Annotated in this window: 12 protein-coding genes; 2 read left to right on the top strand and 10 right to left on the bottom strand. The window is 68.3% G+C overall.

What is annotated here, in order from left to right:
* Nucleotides 1-27: 27 nt before the first annotated feature.
* The 10 genes from purH to PcP3B5_RS27170 all read right to left on the bottom strand — a co-directional run bounded on the left by purH (nucleotide 28) and on the right by PcP3B5_RS27170 (nucleotide 11,178).
* Nucleotides 28-1,635 (bottom strand): bifunctional phosphoribosylaminoimidazolecarboxamide formyltransferase/IMP cyclohydrolase, encoded by a 1,608-nt coding sequence (purH, locus tag PcP3B5_RS27215; RefSeq protein WP_061562894.1) that lies wholly within the window; start codon nucleotides 1,633-1,635, stop codon nucleotides 28-30.
* A 97-nt stretch (nucleotides 1,636-1,732) separates the two neighbouring features.
* Nucleotides 1,733-2,053 carry a DNA-binding transcriptional regulator Fis gene (gene fis, locus PcP3B5_RS27210; RefSeq protein WP_009613305.1) on the bottom strand — a complete coding sequence of 107 codons (321 nt, stop codon included), beginning with the start codon at nucleotides 2,051-2,053 and terminating at the stop codon, nucleotides 1,733-1,735.
* Nucleotides 2,050-3,048 carry a tRNA dihydrouridine synthase DusB gene (dusB, locus tag PcP3B5_RS27205; protein WP_009613304.1) on the bottom strand — a complete coding sequence of 333 codons (999 nt, stop codon included), beginning with the start codon at nucleotides 3,046-3,048 and terminating at the stop codon, nucleotides 2,050-2,052. The genes fis and dusB overlap by 4 nt, the downstream gene beginning before the upstream one ends.
* Nucleotides 3,049-3,275: 227 nt before the next feature.
* On the bottom strand, nucleotides 3,276-4,772 hold the full coding sequence (locus PcP3B5_RS27200; RefSeq protein WP_061562893.1) for a DUF3426 domain-containing protein: 1,497 nt from the start codon (nucleotides 4,770-4,772) through the stop codon (nucleotides 3,276-3,278).
* Between the two features lie 75 nt (nucleotides 4,773-4,847).
* Nucleotides 4,848-5,726, bottom strand: coding sequence for a 50S ribosomal protein L11 methyltransferase (gene prmA / locus PcP3B5_RS27195; protein WP_058073233.1), 879 nt, complete (start codon nucleotides 5,724-5,726; stop codon nucleotides 4,848-4,850).
* A 108-nt stretch (nucleotides 5,727-5,834) separates the two neighbouring features.
* Nucleotides 5,835-7,181 (bottom strand): acetyl-CoA carboxylase biotin carboxylase subunit, encoded by a 1,347-nt coding sequence (gene accC, locus PcP3B5_RS27190; protein WP_009613299.1) that lies wholly within the window; start codon nucleotides 7,179-7,181, stop codon nucleotides 5,835-5,837.
* Nucleotides 7,182-7,198: 17 nt separating this feature from the next.
* Nucleotides 7,199-7,669: an acetyl-CoA carboxylase biotin carboxyl carrier protein gene (accB, locus tag PcP3B5_RS27185; protein ID WP_009613297.1), complete on the bottom strand. Its 471-nt coding sequence runs from the start codon at nucleotides 7,667-7,669 to the stop codon at nucleotides 7,199-7,201.
* A 25-nt stretch (nucleotides 7,670-7,694) separates the two neighbouring features.
* Complete coding sequence (gene aroQ / locus PcP3B5_RS27180; RefSeq protein ID WP_009613296.1) at nucleotides 7,695-8,138, bottom strand: type II 3-dehydroquinate dehydratase; 444 nt, start codon at nucleotides 8,136-8,138, stop codon at nucleotides 7,695-7,697.
* Nucleotides 8,139-8,279: 141 nt separating this feature from the next.
* On the bottom strand, nucleotides 8,280-10,136 hold the full coding sequence (locus PcP3B5_RS27175) for a protein-disulfide reductase DsbD (protein ID WP_061562892.1): 1,857 nt from the start codon (nucleotides 10,134-10,136) through the stop codon (nucleotides 8,280-8,282).
* 133 nt (nucleotides 10,137-10,269) lie between these two features.
* Nucleotides 10,270-11,178 carry a LysR family transcriptional regulator gene (locus tag PcP3B5_RS27170; RefSeq protein ID WP_061562891.1) on the bottom strand — a complete coding sequence of 303 codons (909 nt, stop codon included), beginning with the start codon at nucleotides 11,176-11,178 and terminating at the stop codon, nucleotides 10,270-10,272.
* Between the two features lie 109 nt (nucleotides 11,179-11,287).
* Between PcP3B5_RS27170 and PcP3B5_RS27165 the strand changes: the two genes are divergently transcribed.
* Both PcP3B5_RS27165 and speB read left to right on the top strand, forming a co-directional pair.
* On the top strand, nucleotides 11,288-12,385 hold the full coding sequence (locus tag PcP3B5_RS27165; protein ID WP_082816424.1) for a polyamine ABC transporter substrate-binding protein: 1,098 nt from the start codon (nucleotides 11,288-11,290) through the stop codon (nucleotides 12,383-12,385).
* 67 nt (nucleotides 12,386-12,452) lie between these two features.
* Nucleotides 12,453-13,415: an agmatinase gene (gene speB / locus PcP3B5_RS27160; RefSeq protein WP_061562890.1), complete on the top strand. Its 963-nt coding sequence runs from the start codon at nucleotides 12,453-12,455 to the stop codon at nucleotides 13,413-13,415.
* Nucleotides 13,416-13,570: the final 155 nt, after the last annotated feature.

Here is a 13,570-nt window from a genome sequence, read left to right as displayed (position 1 = left end):
AGGCTTCCAGCTACAGGCTTCCAGCTTTTAGTGCCTGAAATGGCGCATCCCGGTGAACACCATGGCGATGCCGGCTTCGTCGGCCGCCGCGATGACTTCGTTGTCACGCATCGAGCCGCCCGGCTGGATCACCGCGGTGATGCCGGCCTTGGCCGCGTTGTCGATGCCGTCGCGGAACGGGAAGAAGGCGTCCGAGGCCATGACCGCGCCTTTCACTTCCAGGCCGGCGTGCTCGGCCTTGATGGCGGCGATGCGTGCGGAGTTGACGCGGCTCATCTGGCCGGCGCCGACGCCCACGGTCTGGCGGTGCCTGGCGTAGACGATGGCGTTGGACTTGACGAACTTGGCCACTTTCCAGGCGAAGATCAGGTCGTGGATTTCCTGCTCGCTGGGCGCGCGCTGGGTGACGATCTTCAGGTCCGCCTCGGTAATCATGCCGATGTCGCGGCTCTGTACCAGCAGGCCGCCGTTGACGCGCTTGAAGTCCCAGCCCGGGGCGCGCTCGGCCGGCCACTCGCCGCATTCCAGCAGGCGCACGTTGGCCTTGGCGGCGACCACGGCGCGGGCGGCGGCGGAGACTTTCGGGGCGATGATGACTTCGACGAACTGGCGCTCGACGATGGCCTGGGCGGTGTCGCCGTCCAGCTCGCGGTTGAAGGCGATGATGCCGCCGAAGGCCGACTCGGTGTCGGTGGCGTAGGCCAGGTCGTAGGCCTTGCGGATGCCGCCCTCGTTCTCCGGGACCACGGCCACGCCGCACGGGTTGGCGTGCTTGACGATGACGCAGGCCGGCTTGACGAAGCTCTTCACGCACTCCAGCGCGGCGTCGGTGTCGGCCACGTTGTTGAACGACAGTTCCTTGCCCTGCAGCTGCACGGCGGTGGAGACGCTGGCCTCGCCCTTCTTCGCCTCGACGTAGAAGGCCGCGCTCTGGTGCGGGTTCTCGCCGTAGCGCATTTCCTGGGCCTTGATGAACTGGCTGTTGAAGGTGCGCGGGAAGGCGCCGCGGCCTTCGGTGGAGAGGGTGTCGCGGGCCTGGTCGATGGTGCCCAGGTAGTTGGCGATCATGCCGTCGTAGGCGGCGGTGTGCTCGAAGGCCTTCAGGGCCAGGTCGAAGCGCTGGGCGTAGGTCAGGCCGCCGGCCTTCAGGGCCGCGACCACGCCGGCGTAGTCAGCCGCGTTGACCACGATGGCGACGTCCTTGTGGTTCTTCGCGGCGCTGCGGACCATGGTCGGGCCGCCGATGTCGATGTTCTCGATGGCGGTCGGCAGGTCGCAGTCGGGCTTGGCCACGGTGGCCTCGAAGGGGTACAGGTTGACCGCCACCAGGTCGATCGGCTTGATGCCGTGCTCGGCCATCACCGCGCCGTCGATGTCGCGACGGCCGAGGATGCCGCCGTGCACCTTCGGGTGCAGGGTCTTGACGCGGCCGTCCATCATTTCCGGGAAGCCGGTGTAGTCGGCCACTTCCACGGCGGCGATGGCGTTGTCCTTGAGCAGCTTGTAGGTGCCGCCGGTGGAGAGGATCTCCACGCCGAGGGCGACCAGCTCGCGGGCGAAGTCGACGACGCCGGTCTTGTCGGAGACGCTGATCAGCGCGCGGCGGATGGGCAGGCGGAGGGAGTGGTCGGTCATAACGGTTCCATCTGATGAGGATAAGAGCGCTGGAGGCTGGAGGCTGGACGAGGGGCGCTTTTTCGTCCGGCCTTCAGCCTTTAGCCTCCAGCGGCTTTTAGAGGAGGTCGTACTGCTTGAGCTTCTTGCGCAGGGTGCCGCGGTTCAGGCCGAGCAGCTCCGACGCCTTGGTCTGGTTACCCTTCACGTGGTCCATCACGGTTTCCAGCAGCGGTGCCTCCACTTCGCAGAGCACCATGTTGTACACGTCCGTGACCGGCTGCCCATCGAGGTGGGCGAAGTAGTTGCGCAGTGCCTTCTCGACGCTGTCGCGCAGGGTATGGCCTTCCTGCGTCGGCGTGTTCAGGTGCTGTTTGAGGTTCGCGTTGTCGCTCACGGGTGTCATTCCACTCACTAAAGTCTCGGTCATCGTTGTCATGCGGCCACCCCTTTTCCGTTGTCATGGCGCTCGGCGAAGAACTGCCTGACGCTGGCGCTCTGTGCATCCGTGTTCTGCAAACGATTGAACTGGGCGCGGAACTCCGCCGCCCCCGGTAACGTCGCCAGGTACCAGCCCACGTGCTTGCGGGCGATGCGGACACCCAGCTCTTCCCCATAGAAGGCATGCAAGGCGGCCAGGTGCTCCAGCAAAATGCTTTCCACCTCGGCCAGGGACGGCGCCGGCAAGGTCTCGCCGGTGCTCAGGTAGTGCTCGATCTCACGGAATATCCACGGCCGGCCCTGGGCGGCGCGGCCGATCAGCAAGGCGTCGGCGCCGGTGTGCTGGAGCACCTGGCGGGCCTTCTGCGGCGAGGTGATGTCGCCATTGGCGAACACCGGGATGGACACCGCCTGCTTGATCGCGGCGATGGTTTCGTATTCGGCGTCGCCGGTGTACAGGTCGGCGCGGGTGCGGCCGTGCACGGCCAGGGCCTGGATGCCCGACTGCTCGGCGATGCGCGCGACGTTCACGCCGTTGCGGTTGTCGCGGTCCCAGCCGGTGCGGATCTTCAGCGTCACCGGCACTTCGACGGCGGCCACCACGGCTTCGAGGATCTCGGCCACCAGCTTCTCGTCGCGCAGCAGCGCGGAGCCGGCGGCCTTGTTGCAGACCTTCTTGGCCGGGCAGCCCATGTTGATGTCGATGATCTGCGCGCCCAGCTCGACGTTGGCGCGGGCGGCCTCGGCGAGCATCTGCGGGTCGCCGCCGGCTATCTGCACCGAACGCGGCTGGTCCTCGCCGTCGTGCACCAGGCGCAGGCGCGACTTGCGGCTGTTCCACAGGCGCACGTCGCTGGTGACCATCTCCGAGACCACCATGCCGGCGCCGAGGCGGCGGCACAGCTGGCGGAACGGGCGATCGGTGACGCCGGCCATGGGAGCCAGGATCAGTCTGTTGGGCAGTGTGTAAGAGCCGATGCGAACCACCGACATCGCTTCCCTGTTATGGGGCGCAATCGCTGCACGCTCCCGCGGGTCGAGGACTCGGGGAGGGTCGGCGAGAGGCCACCGGTGCTTGCAAAAAAGGGAGGGCATGATACCCGCTCTCGATGACCGGATAAAGGCGATTTTGGATAAATTCTGAACAGCCGCCGGCTTATTGCCTGGGGTTGGAAGACGAGCGGAACTGGCGCTGCGCGGGGTTCTGCGCTACGCGCCGGTCACTCCGGAGAATGGAAGCTGAGGCTGTAGTTGACCGCCTTGGGGCCCGGGTCGAGGATGTCCAGCGACACGTGGATCGGCGTCTGCGGCGGCATCTCGCTCTGCCCGGCCAGCTCGCCGCCCAGGTATTCGCTGGGCTTGAAGCTGCGGCTGGCGATCAACTGGCCGTTGAGGTCGGCGAAGCGCAGTTCCAGCAGCGGGAAGGGCTGGGAGAAGCTGGCGCGGTTGTAGATGATCGCGTCCACCACCAGGGCGCCGCTGAAGTCCGGGTGGCTGCGCACCACCAGGTTGCTGCTGCGGATCTGCTCGACGTCGACCTTCAACGGCAGGCTGCAGCCCAGTTGCGGGCAGAGTTCGGCGAACCAGGGGCGGTAGGCGTCCTCGCGGGCCAGTTCGTCGAAGTGGTAGGCCACGTACTGGCCGCCCAGGCCGGCCAGGGCCAGGAGGATCAGCAGCAGCCAGAGCAGGCGCCAGCCCCAGCGGCTCTTGGGCTTCTGCCAGTCCAGTTGCAGCGGCTCGTCGCTGAGGTCGTGCAGGGCGGCCTCGCCCAGGCCCGGGTCGGGGCGGCGCGGGGCCTTGTCGTCTGCCTCTTCGTCCTCGTCGTCCAGCGGCGCGCCCAGGCGGGGCGTCTCGCGTTCCGCCAGCGGGGGCTCGGCCTCGGGTTCCTCGTCCGGCTCGGCTTCGGTTTCCAGCGGCTCGTCGTCGCGGCGGGCGCTGAAGCTCGGCAGGTCGTCGTCTTCCTCTTCTGCGGCCGCGGCGGCCACGGCCGGCTCTTCGACCGGCGCGCTCTGCGGTTGCGGCGGCGCGACGGGGGGCTGCTCGGGCTCTTCGTCGATGCGGCCCAGGCTCGGTTCCTGGCGGCCGCCTTCGCTCGCCTGGCGTTCCTCGTCGCGCAGCAGGGCCTCGGCCCAGCGTTCGTCATGCGGGTCGCGCGCCGACGGGCGGTTGCCCAGCAGGGCCTCGGCCGGCTTGGGCGCGGCCTGCAGTTCGCGGAATTCCTGGGACAGCTCGAATTCGTCGAGCTTGGCCAGCTCTTCATCGAGGTTGAGGCTGTCCAGGTCCAGATCGTCGTGGATCCACAGGGTATCGTCGGCGGGCTTGGCCGCTACGGCGGCTTCTTGCGCCGGCCTGGCCGGTGCCGGGGCGGGCGCCGGTGGCTGGCTCGGGGCCGGCATGGGGGTGGCGGCCGGGGCTACCGTGCTGTCGGCGGACGGTCGCGCACTGTGCGGCGCCAGCGGCCAGCCGAGGGTGGCGACGCCGGGCGCCGGGACGGGGCGCGGGGGCTCGCTCGGCGCTGCGGGTTTCGGGGCCGCAGCCGGCGGCTGGATGGGCTCGCCGCCGGAGCGCGCGGTGCCGCCCAGCATATGTTGCGGGGCGTTGAACACCTTGAGGCAGGCGCCGCAGCGCACAGCGCCATTGGCCGCACCCAGCTGCGCCTGGTTGACGCGGAAACTGGTGAGGCAATGCGGGCACTGTGTGATGAAACTGGCGCTCATGCGGCGGTCCGGCGATAAACGGTCGCTTAGTCTAACTCAAGCCTCGGCGTGCGGGCAGTTGGCCGCCACCAGGGTTCAGCGGCGGCGGCCGCTGATGCGTACCCAGCCTTCGCGCTCGGCGGTGGGCTCCAGCTCGAAGGCGTCGGCGTAGGCGGCGCGCACTTCCTCGGCCTGCTCGGCGAGGATGCCCGACAGGGCCAAGCGGCCGCCGGGCTTGACCAGGGAAGTCAGCTGGCCTGCCAGTGAGACCAGGGGACCGGCGAGAATGTTCGCCACCACCACGTCGGCCTGCCCGGCGGGCAGATCGGCGGGCAGGTAGACCGGGAACAGCGCCGGGTCGATGCCGTTGCGCGTGGCGTTGTCGCGCGAGGCCTCCAGGGCCTGCGGGTCGATGTCGGTGCCCAGCGCCCGCTTCGCGCCCAGCAGCAGCGCGGCGATGGCGAGGATGCCCGAGCCGCAGCCGAAGTCCAGCACGGTATCGCCGGCCAGTTCCTGGCCGTCCAGCCATTCCAGGCACAGCGCGGTGGTCGGGTGGGTGCCGGTGCCGAAGGCCAGGCCCGGGTCGAGCAGCAGGTTCACCGCCTCCGGCTCCGGCGCCTCGTGCCAGCTGGGGACGATCCACAGGCGGCGGCCGAAGCGCATCGGCTTGAAGTTGTCCATCCAGCTGCGTTCCCAGTCCTGGTCTTCGACGATTTCGACCTGGTGCTGGGGCAGTTCGCCGCCGGTCAGCAGCTGCAGGTGCGCCAGCAGCGCGGCCTCGTCGGTGCCGTCCTCGAACAGCGCCAGCAGGTGGGTGTGGGTCCACAGCGGGGTGGTGCCCAGGTCCGGCTCGAAGATCGGCTGGTCCTCGGCGTCCATGAAGGTCACCGAGACGGCGCCGACTTCCAGCAGGGCGTCTTCGTAGGTGGGCGCCTGTTCCGGGGTGATGGCGAGGCGGACTTGAACCCAGGGCATAAAAAACCTCGTGAGAAAACGGCTGAAGGCTGGAAGGCCGGACGAAGGGCGGGATTATCCGCTTTTTCGTCCAGCCTTCCAGCCTCCAGCGCTTTTATCGGCGTGGGCTCAGTGACTCATGCCGAGTTTCTTTTCCAGGTAATGGATGTTCACACCGCCCTTGCAGAATTCCTTGTCGCGGACCAGGTCCTTGTGCAGGTCGATGTTGGTCTTGATGCCGTCGACGATCAGCTCGTCCAGGGCATTGCGCATGCGCGCCAGGGCCTCGTCGCGGTCCTTGCCGTAGGTGATCAGCTTGCCGACCAGCGAGTCGTAGTTCGGCGGCACGGTGTAGCCGCTGTACAGGTGCGAGTCGACGCGCACGCCGTTGCCGCCGGGGGCGTGGAAGTGCTTCACGGTGCCCGGGCTGGGCATGAAGTTCTTCGGGTCCTCGGCGTTGATCCGGCATTCCAGGGCATGGCCGCGGATCACCACGTCCTCCTGGCGTACCGAGAGCTTCTGGCCGGAGGCGATGCGCAGCATTTCCTTGACGATGTCGATGCCGGTGACCATCTCCGACACCGGATGCTCCACCTGCACGCGGGTGTTCATCTCGATGAAGTAGAAGCGGCCGTTCTCGTAGAGGAACTCGAAGGTGCCGGCGCCACGGTAGCCGATCTCGACGCAGGCGCGAACGCAGCGTTCGAGGACTTCCGCGCGGGCCTTCTCGTCGATGCCCGGCGCGGGGGCTTCTTCCAGCACCTTCTGGTGGCGGCGCTGCAGCGAGCAGTCGCGGTCGCCCAGGTGGATGGCGTTGCCCTGGCCGTCGGAGAGCACCTGGACTTCCACGTGGCGCGGGTTGGTCAGGAACTTCTCCAGGTAGACCATGGAGTTGCCGAAGGCGGCGCCGGCCTCGGTGCGGGTCAGCTTGGCCGACTTGATCAGCTCTTCCTCGCTGTGCACCACGCGCATGCCGCGGCCACCGCCGCCGCCGGCGGCCTTGATGATGACCGGGTAGCCCACTTCGCGGGCGATGGCCAGGGCGGTTTCCTCGTCTTCCGGCAGCGGGCCGTCGGAGCCCGGCACGGTGGGCACGCCGGCTTTCTTCATGGCGTCCTTGGCCGAGACCTTGTCGCCCATCAGGCGGATCACGTCGGCGCTGGGGCCAATGAAGGTGAAGCCGGAGCGTTCGACCTGCTCGGCGAAGTCGGCGTTCTCGGCGAGGAAGCCGTAGCCCGGGTGGATGCCGTTGGCGCCGGTGACTTCGGCGGCGGCGATGATCGCCGGGATGTGCAGGTAGGACTGGCCGGCCGGGGCCGGGCCGATGCACACGGCCTCGTCGGCCAGCGACAGGTGCATCAGCTCGCGGTCGGCAGTGGAGTGCACCGCGACCGTCTTGATGCCCAGCTCCTTGCAGGCGCGCAGGATGCGCAGGGCGATCTCGCCGCGGTTGGCGATCAGTACTTTATCCAACATCGCAGGTTCCCCGCGGCTTAGACGATGGTGAACAGCGGCTGGTCGTACTCGACCGGCTGGCCGCTTTCGACCAGGACCTGCTCGATGACGCCGCTGGTTTCAGCCTCGATGTGGTTCATCATCTTCATGGCTTCGACGATGCACAGGATGTCGCCTTTCTTCACGCTCTGGCCGACTTCGACGAAGGGCGCGGCGGTCGGCGAGGGCGAGCGGTAGAAGGTACCGACCATCGGCGAGCGGACCACGTTGCCGTTGAGCTTGGCGGCGGCCGGCGCGGCTTCGGCGGCCGGTGCGGCGGCAGCGGCCACTGGGGCCGGGGCGGCAGCGGGGGCGGGCGCGTAGGCCGGGGCGGCAGCGTAGATCGGCTGGGCGGCGGTCTTGCTGTGGCGGCTGATGCGCACCGATTCTTCGCCTTCGCGGATTTCCAGCTCGTCGATGCCGGATTCTTCGAGCAGTTCGATCAGTTTCTTGACTTTACGGATGTCCATTAGCGTTCGCACTCCCAGGTGATGGTCACGGGCGTTCAAGTTGTTCGAGGGCGGACTCCAGGGCCAGGCGGTAGCCTGTGGCCCCCAGGCCGCAGATCACCCCTACTGCCACGTCGGAGAAGTAGGAGTGATGCCGGAAAGGTTCACGTTTGTGCACGTTGGACAGGTGCACTTCGATGAATGGGATGCTCACCGCGAGCAACGCGTCACGTAGCGCGACACTCGTATGCGTGAAAGCCGCCGGATTGATGAGGATGAAGTCCACGCCTTCGCCGCGCGCGGCGTGGATGCGCTCGATCAGTTCGTACTCGGCGTTGCTCTGCAGGTACATCAGGTGATGGCCGGCCTCGCGGGCGCGGCGCTCCAGGTCCTGGTTGATCTGCTCGAGGGTGACCGAGCCGTAGACGCCGGGTTCGCGGGTGCCGAGCAGGTTCAGGTTGGGCCCGTGCAGGACCAGTAGGGTGGCCATCGGCTTGTTGTTCTCTCGTCGCGCGGATTGGAAATTGGCCGGGACTATGCCGGAAACCGGGCGTGACTGTCCAGTCATGCCGGTTTTGCGGTAGATGTCGGCATGTTGCCTGATGATTGCTGCAGAAATATGAGGCGCGCTCTAGCGCGCGCCGGCCTGTTGCAGATGCGCGGCCAGGGTGGCCGCGTTGGTCTCGCCGACGATGCGCAGGTCGCTGTGCTCCTGGCCGCCCGCGTCGAACAGCAGCAGCGCCGGCGGGCCGAAGAGGTTGTAGCGGTCGAGCAGGGCGCGCTGCTCGGCGGTGCTGTCGGTCATGTCGAAGCGCAGCAACTGGTAGCCGGCCAGTTGCGCCTGCACTGCCGCGTCCGGCAGCACCTGGCGCTCGATGATCTTGCAGCTGATGCACCAGTCGGCGTACCAGTCCAGCAGCACCGGCCGGCCGGCGGCGCTGGCCTGGGCCAGGGCGGTGTCGAGCTGCGCCGGGGTGGTCAGGTTCTGCCACTGGCCGGGCGTCGAGCTGGGCGGGCCGGCATGGCTGGAGGGTTCGGAGCGGCCCAGCGGGTGCAGCGGGTCGGACTCGCCGCGCAGGGCGCCGGCCCAGGCCGCCAGGGCGTAGACCAGGAACATCAGGCCGAGCAGCTGGGCGCCGCGTTGCAGCGGCGTCTTGTTCACCAGTTCCAGGGTGCCCAGGGCGATGGCCACGCCGCCGGCCAGGGCGCCCCACAGGGCCAGGCTCACCGGGCCGGAGAGCACCCGCTCGAGCAGCCAGATGGCCACCGCCAGCAGCAGCACGCCGAAGAAGTTGCGCACGCCGGTCATCCAGGCCCCGGATTTCGGCAGCACGGCGCCGCCGCCGGCGCCGAAGATCACCAGCGGGGTGCCCATGCCCAGGCCCAGGGCGAACAGCAGCAGGCCGCCGCCGAGGGCGTCGCCGGTGCTGCCGATGTACAGCAGCAGGCCGGCCAGGGGCGCCGAGACGCAGGGCGAGACCAGCAGGCTGGAAAGCACGCCCAGGGTGGCCGCGCCGGCGATGGAGCCGCCGCGGGTGTCGGCCGCCATGCGGTCCAGGCGCTCGCGCACAAAGCCCGGCAGGCGCAGCTCGAAGATGCCGAACATGGCGATGGCGAAGGCCACGAAGAAGGCCGCGAAGGGCACCAGCACCCAGGGCGACTGCAACATCGCCTGCAGGTTGAGCTTGGCGCCGAACAGCCCCATCAGCGCGCCGAGCACGGCGTAGCACACCGCCATCGGCAGCACGTAGGCCAGCGACAGGGTGAAGCCGCGCATGCCGCCCGGGCGCCCGCGCAGGACCACGCCGGAGAGGATCGGCAGCATCGGCAGCACGCAGGGGGTGAAGGTCAGCGTCAGGCCGGCGAGGAAGGCGATCAGCAGGCCGCGGTCGAGCTTCTTGATCTTGCCGCTGCCTTCGCCCTTGAGCAGCGCCAGCAGGTCGTCGACCACCGCCGGCTCGCCGGAGGCCACGGCCGCCTTGCCGGCGGCGGCGGGCTTGGCGCCGAGGCTGGCGACGCCCGCGGCGGAAACCTGCACCTGGGCGGTTTCCGGGGCGTAGCACAGGCCCTTGTCGGCGCAGCCCTGGTAGGTGACGGTGAGGCGGTAGGGCAGCTTCTGCGGGTTGTTCAGCGGCACCTTGACGTCGGTGATGGCGTAGTAGACCTGGGAGTCGCCGAAGTAGTCGTCGTGGTGGGCCTTGCCCGGCGGCAGCTGCACGTCGCCGAGGCTGACCTCGGCCGGCTCGACCTGGAACTTCATGCGGTGCCGGTAGAGGTAGTAGCCCTCGGCGTTGACGAAGCGCAGCAGCACCTGCTGGCTGTCGCTGTCCTCGACGCTCAGGCGGAAGGCCTCGGCCACCGGGAGGAACTTGCCCTCGGCCGGCGCCGCGGTACTGAAACCGGGGGCGGCGGGGGCCGGCTTGTCGAACAGGCCGGCCGTGGCGGGCAGGGCGACCAGGAACAGGAGCAGGGTCAGCAGGCGGCGCATGGAACTCTCGCGGACTTTCTGGGTGGCGGCATGATAGCGGAAAGCTTCCGATGCGGCCCGAGGAGCTGTCACAAGAAGTGATCGAGGCTGTGGGACTTCGCCTGCGAGTCCTGGTTCCCGCGTTGCTGCCGCGTCAATCGGCCGCGTGCTGGCCGAACGCCCCCAGCAGGTCGCTGACGAAGGCCTGTTCGGCGTCGCCGGGGTGGCGGCCACGGTGGCGGGTCAGGCTGAAGGCCACCTCGAAGCCCAGTTCACCCGGCAGCAGCTCGCGCAACTGGCCGCGCTCGATCCAGGGTTGCGCGACATGCCGGGGCAGGTAGCCGATGTGCGCGCCGGAGAGGATGAACGCCAGGCTGCCGTCCACCTGTTCGCAGCGCGCGCTGCTGCGGCCGGTCTGCAGCGGTTCGTCGGCGGCGATGAAGCGGTAGGGGTGCAGCACCTGGTCGGCGTCGGCCAGGGCGTCGCGGGTCGGCTTCCTTTGCTCGAAGGCCGGGTGGCCCGCGCCGCAATACAGGCCCTGGGATTCGATGAACAGGGGGTGATGCTCCAGCGCCGCCTGGGTGCCGGCGAAGTAGCCGACCGCCAGGTGCAGCCGGTCCTGCAGTAACAGGCGCTCCAGTTCGGCGGGCGTGGCGGTGAGCAGCTCCAGGCTGACCGCCTCGTTGCGCTGGCGGAAGCGGCGGATCGCCTCGGACAGTCGCGCGACGACGCTTTCTTCGAGACTTTCCGAAAGGCCGATGCGCACCTCGCCCAGCAGCTTGTCGGCCACGCCGCGCGCCTCGTCGCGGAAGCCCTCGATGGCGACGAACAGCCGCCGCGTCGATTGCAGCAGGTGCTCGCCCTTAGGCGTCAGGCGGAAGCCGCCCTTGCCGCGCTCGCACAGGCGGTAGCCCAGGCGCGTCTCCAGCTTGGCCATCTGGATGCTGATGCTCGGCTGGCTCAGGCCCAACTCGCCCTGCGCCGCGCTGAAGCCGCCGCATTCCACCACGGTGACGAACAGGCGCAGCAACTGCAGGTCGAGGTCGCGCAACTGGCTGAGCATGGCTGTCTCCAAACATTGCCAAAATGCAATGCCAAAGTAATTAACTTTGTATTTTTACAAAGTAAAGCCCGCCCCATGCTCGCCCCATAACCACAACAACCCCGAGGCGATGATCATGCGTGTGTTTCCCTGGGCTTCCCTTGCGGCCCTGCTCGCGGCCCTGGCCATGCCCCTGCAGGCGCAGGAGCGGGTGCTCAACCTGTACAACTGGGCGGATTACGTCGGCGCCGAAGCCTTGCAGCGCTTCCAGCAGGAAACCGGCATCCGCGTCAAATACGACACCTTCGACAGCGCCGAGGTGCTCGACAGCAAGCTGATGACCGGCCGCAGCGGCTACGACGTGGTCTTCCCCGCCAGCAGCGGGCTGGCCCGCGCCATCCAGGCCAAGGCCGTGCAGCCGGTGGACGACGCGCAGCTGAAGAACTTCGCCAACCTCGACCCGGAACTGCTGGCCAAGCTGGCCGCCATCGATCCGGGCAACCGCTACGGCGTGCCCTACACCTGGGGCACCGTGGGCCTGGCGATCAACAAGGACGAAGTGCTCAAGCGCATCCCCGACGCGCCGCTGGACAGCCTCGACCTGCTGTTCAAGCCCGAATACGCCAGCCGCCTGGCCGACTGCGGCATCTCGCTGATCGACTCGCCCCAGGAGGTGATCAGCGTGGCGCTCAACTACCTGGGCAAGCCGCCCTACAGCACCGACGCGGCCGACCTGGCCCAGGTCCGCCAGTTGCTCGAGAAGCTGCAGTCCAACGTGCGCTACATCGCCAGCGGCAAGCACATCAACGACCTGGCCAACGGCACGCTGTGCCTCGCGCTGACCTACACCGGCGACGCGCTGATGGGCGCCGCGCAGGCCAGGCAGGCGAACAAGCCATTCGAGGTGATCTACCGGATACCCAGGGAAGGCACGCTGATCTGGTTCGACACCATGGCCATCCCGGTGGACGCGCCGCACCCGCAGGAAGCGCGCGCCTTCATCGACTTCATGCTGCGCCCGGACGCCATCGCCGAGCTGACCAACACCCTGTACTTCGCCAATGCCAACCGCAAGGCCACGCCGCTGCTCAATGCCGATGTGGCCAGCGACCCGGACATCTACCCGGCGCCGGCCATGCGCCGGAAGCTGTTCGGCGAGCAGTTGCTGACCTTGAAGCAGCAGCGCGAGCGGACGCGGCTGTGGTCGGCGTTCCGCACCCGCTCCTGAGCGAGGGTGGAACCGCAGGCACCGAGCTTTCAGGACACACCCAAAAAACACCGATGATGAGGACACCATGGATCAAGCCCACGACAACGACCAGGCCATCACCCGCGACAGCCTGTATGGCACCGCCGCCGAATCCACCTATGCCGGCATCACCAGCTTCATGCGCCGCCGCTACAGCCGCGACCTGCGCGGCGTCGACCTGGTGGTGAGCGGCGTGCCCTTCGACACCGCCACCACCAACCGCCCCGGCAGCCGCTTCGGGCCGCGGGCGATCCGCGCCGCCTCGGTGCAGATGGCCTGGGCCCGGCACTTCCCCTGGGAGTTCGACCCCTTCGACCACCTGGCGGTGATCGACTACGGCGACTGCTCCTTCGACCACGGCGTGCCGCAGGAAACCCCGGCAGCCATCGAGGCCCACGCCGCGCGCATCCTCGATGCCGGCTGCGCGCTGCTGACCCTGGGCGGCGACCACTTCATCAGCTACCCGCTGCTCAAGGCCCACGCGAAGCAGCACGGTCCGCTGTCGCTGATCCACTTCGACGCCCACAGCGACACCTGGCCGGACGAGGACTGCCAGCGCATCGACCACGGCACCATGTTCTACCATGCCGCCCGTGAGGGGCTGGTGGACCCGGCGCGTTCGGTGCAGGTCGGCCTGCGCACCACCAACGACGATGTGATGGGCTTCCAGGTGCTGGATGCCCGAGAGGTGCACCGCCACTCGCCGCAGGCCATCGCCGAACGCATCCGCGCGCGGGTGGGGGACAACCCGGTGTACCTGACCTTCGATATCGACTGCCTCGACCCGGCCTTCGCGCCGGGCACCGGCACGCCGGTCTGCGGCGGGCTCAGTTCGCACCAGGCGCTGGAAATCCTCCGCGCGCTGCGTGGCATCAACCTGGTGGGCATGGACGTGGTGGAAGTCGCGCCGCCCTACGACAGCGCCGAGATCACCGCCCTGGCCGGCGCGACCCTGGCGATGGAGATGGTTTGCCTGTACGCGGCGCGGCACAAACTGGGCGAGCGTTGATGGGATGGCCCGGTAGGCGCGGGAAACCCATTTTACGGGGCGTCGTGGTTGGACCTGGCGCGCTCTTCAACGGCGTTTCGTGCCCATCACCGAGCGGGGCATGGCCAAGGTCAAGCGGCGGATAACCGCGAACGGTTATCCGCCCTACGCCGAGC

It is taken from the genome of Pseudomonas citronellolis (assembly GCF_001586155.1).
Classification (GTDB): domain Bacteria; phylum Pseudomonadota; class Gammaproteobacteria; order Pseudomonadales; family Pseudomonadaceae; genus Pseudomonas; species Pseudomonas citronellolis.
This window is presented reverse-complemented; position numbering and strand designations above follow the sequence as displayed.

What these genes read in the sequence shown, in the direction of transcription:
- speB (WP_061562890.1), top strand. Translation starts at nt 12,453, where the DNA reads ATGGATCAAGCCCACGACAACGACCAGGCCATCACCCGCGACAGCCTG.
- aroQ (WP_009613296.1), bottom strand. Translation starts at nt 8,138, where the DNA reads ATGGCCACCCTACTGGTCCTGCACGGGCCCAACCTGAACCTGCTCGGC.
- fis (WP_009613305.1), bottom strand. Translation starts at nt 2,053, where the DNA reads ATGACAACGATGACCGAGACTTTAGTGAGTGGAATGACACCCGTGAGC.
- prmA (WP_058073233.1), bottom strand. Translation starts at nt 5,726, where the DNA reads ATGCCCTGGGTTCAAGTCCGCCTCGCCATCACCCCGGAACAGGCGCCC.
- PcP3B5_RS27175 (WP_061562892.1), bottom strand. Translation starts at nt 10,136, where the DNA reads ATGCGCCGCCTGCTGACCCTGCTCCTGTTCCTGGTCGCCCTGCCCGCC.
- purH (WP_061562894.1), bottom strand. Translation starts at nt 1,635, where the DNA reads ATGACCGACCACTCCCTCCGCCTGCCCATCCGCCGCGCGCTGATCAGC.
- PcP3B5_RS27165 (WP_082816424.1), top strand. Translation starts at nt 11,288, where the DNA reads ATGATCATGCGTGTGTTTCCCTGGGCTTCCCTTGCGGCCCTGCTCGCG.
- PcP3B5_RS27200 (WP_061562893.1), bottom strand. Translation starts at nt 4,772, where the DNA reads ATGAGCGCCAGTTTCATCACACAGTGCCCGCATTGCCTCACCAGTTTC.
- PcP3B5_RS27170 (WP_061562891.1), bottom strand. Translation starts at nt 11,178, where the DNA reads ATGCTCAGCCAGTTGCGCGACCTCGACCTGCAGTTGCTGCGCCTGTTC.
- dusB (WP_009613304.1), bottom strand. Translation starts at nt 3,048, where the DNA reads ATGTCGGTGGTTCGCATCGGCTCTTACACACTGCCCAACAGACTGATC.
- accB (WP_009613297.1), bottom strand. Translation starts at nt 7,669, where the DNA reads ATGGACATCCGTAAAGTCAAGAAACTGATCGAACTGCTCGAAGAATCC.
- accC (WP_009613299.1), bottom strand. Translation starts at nt 7,181, where the DNA reads ATGTTGGATAAAGTACTGATCGCCAACCGCGGCGAGATCGCCCTGCGC.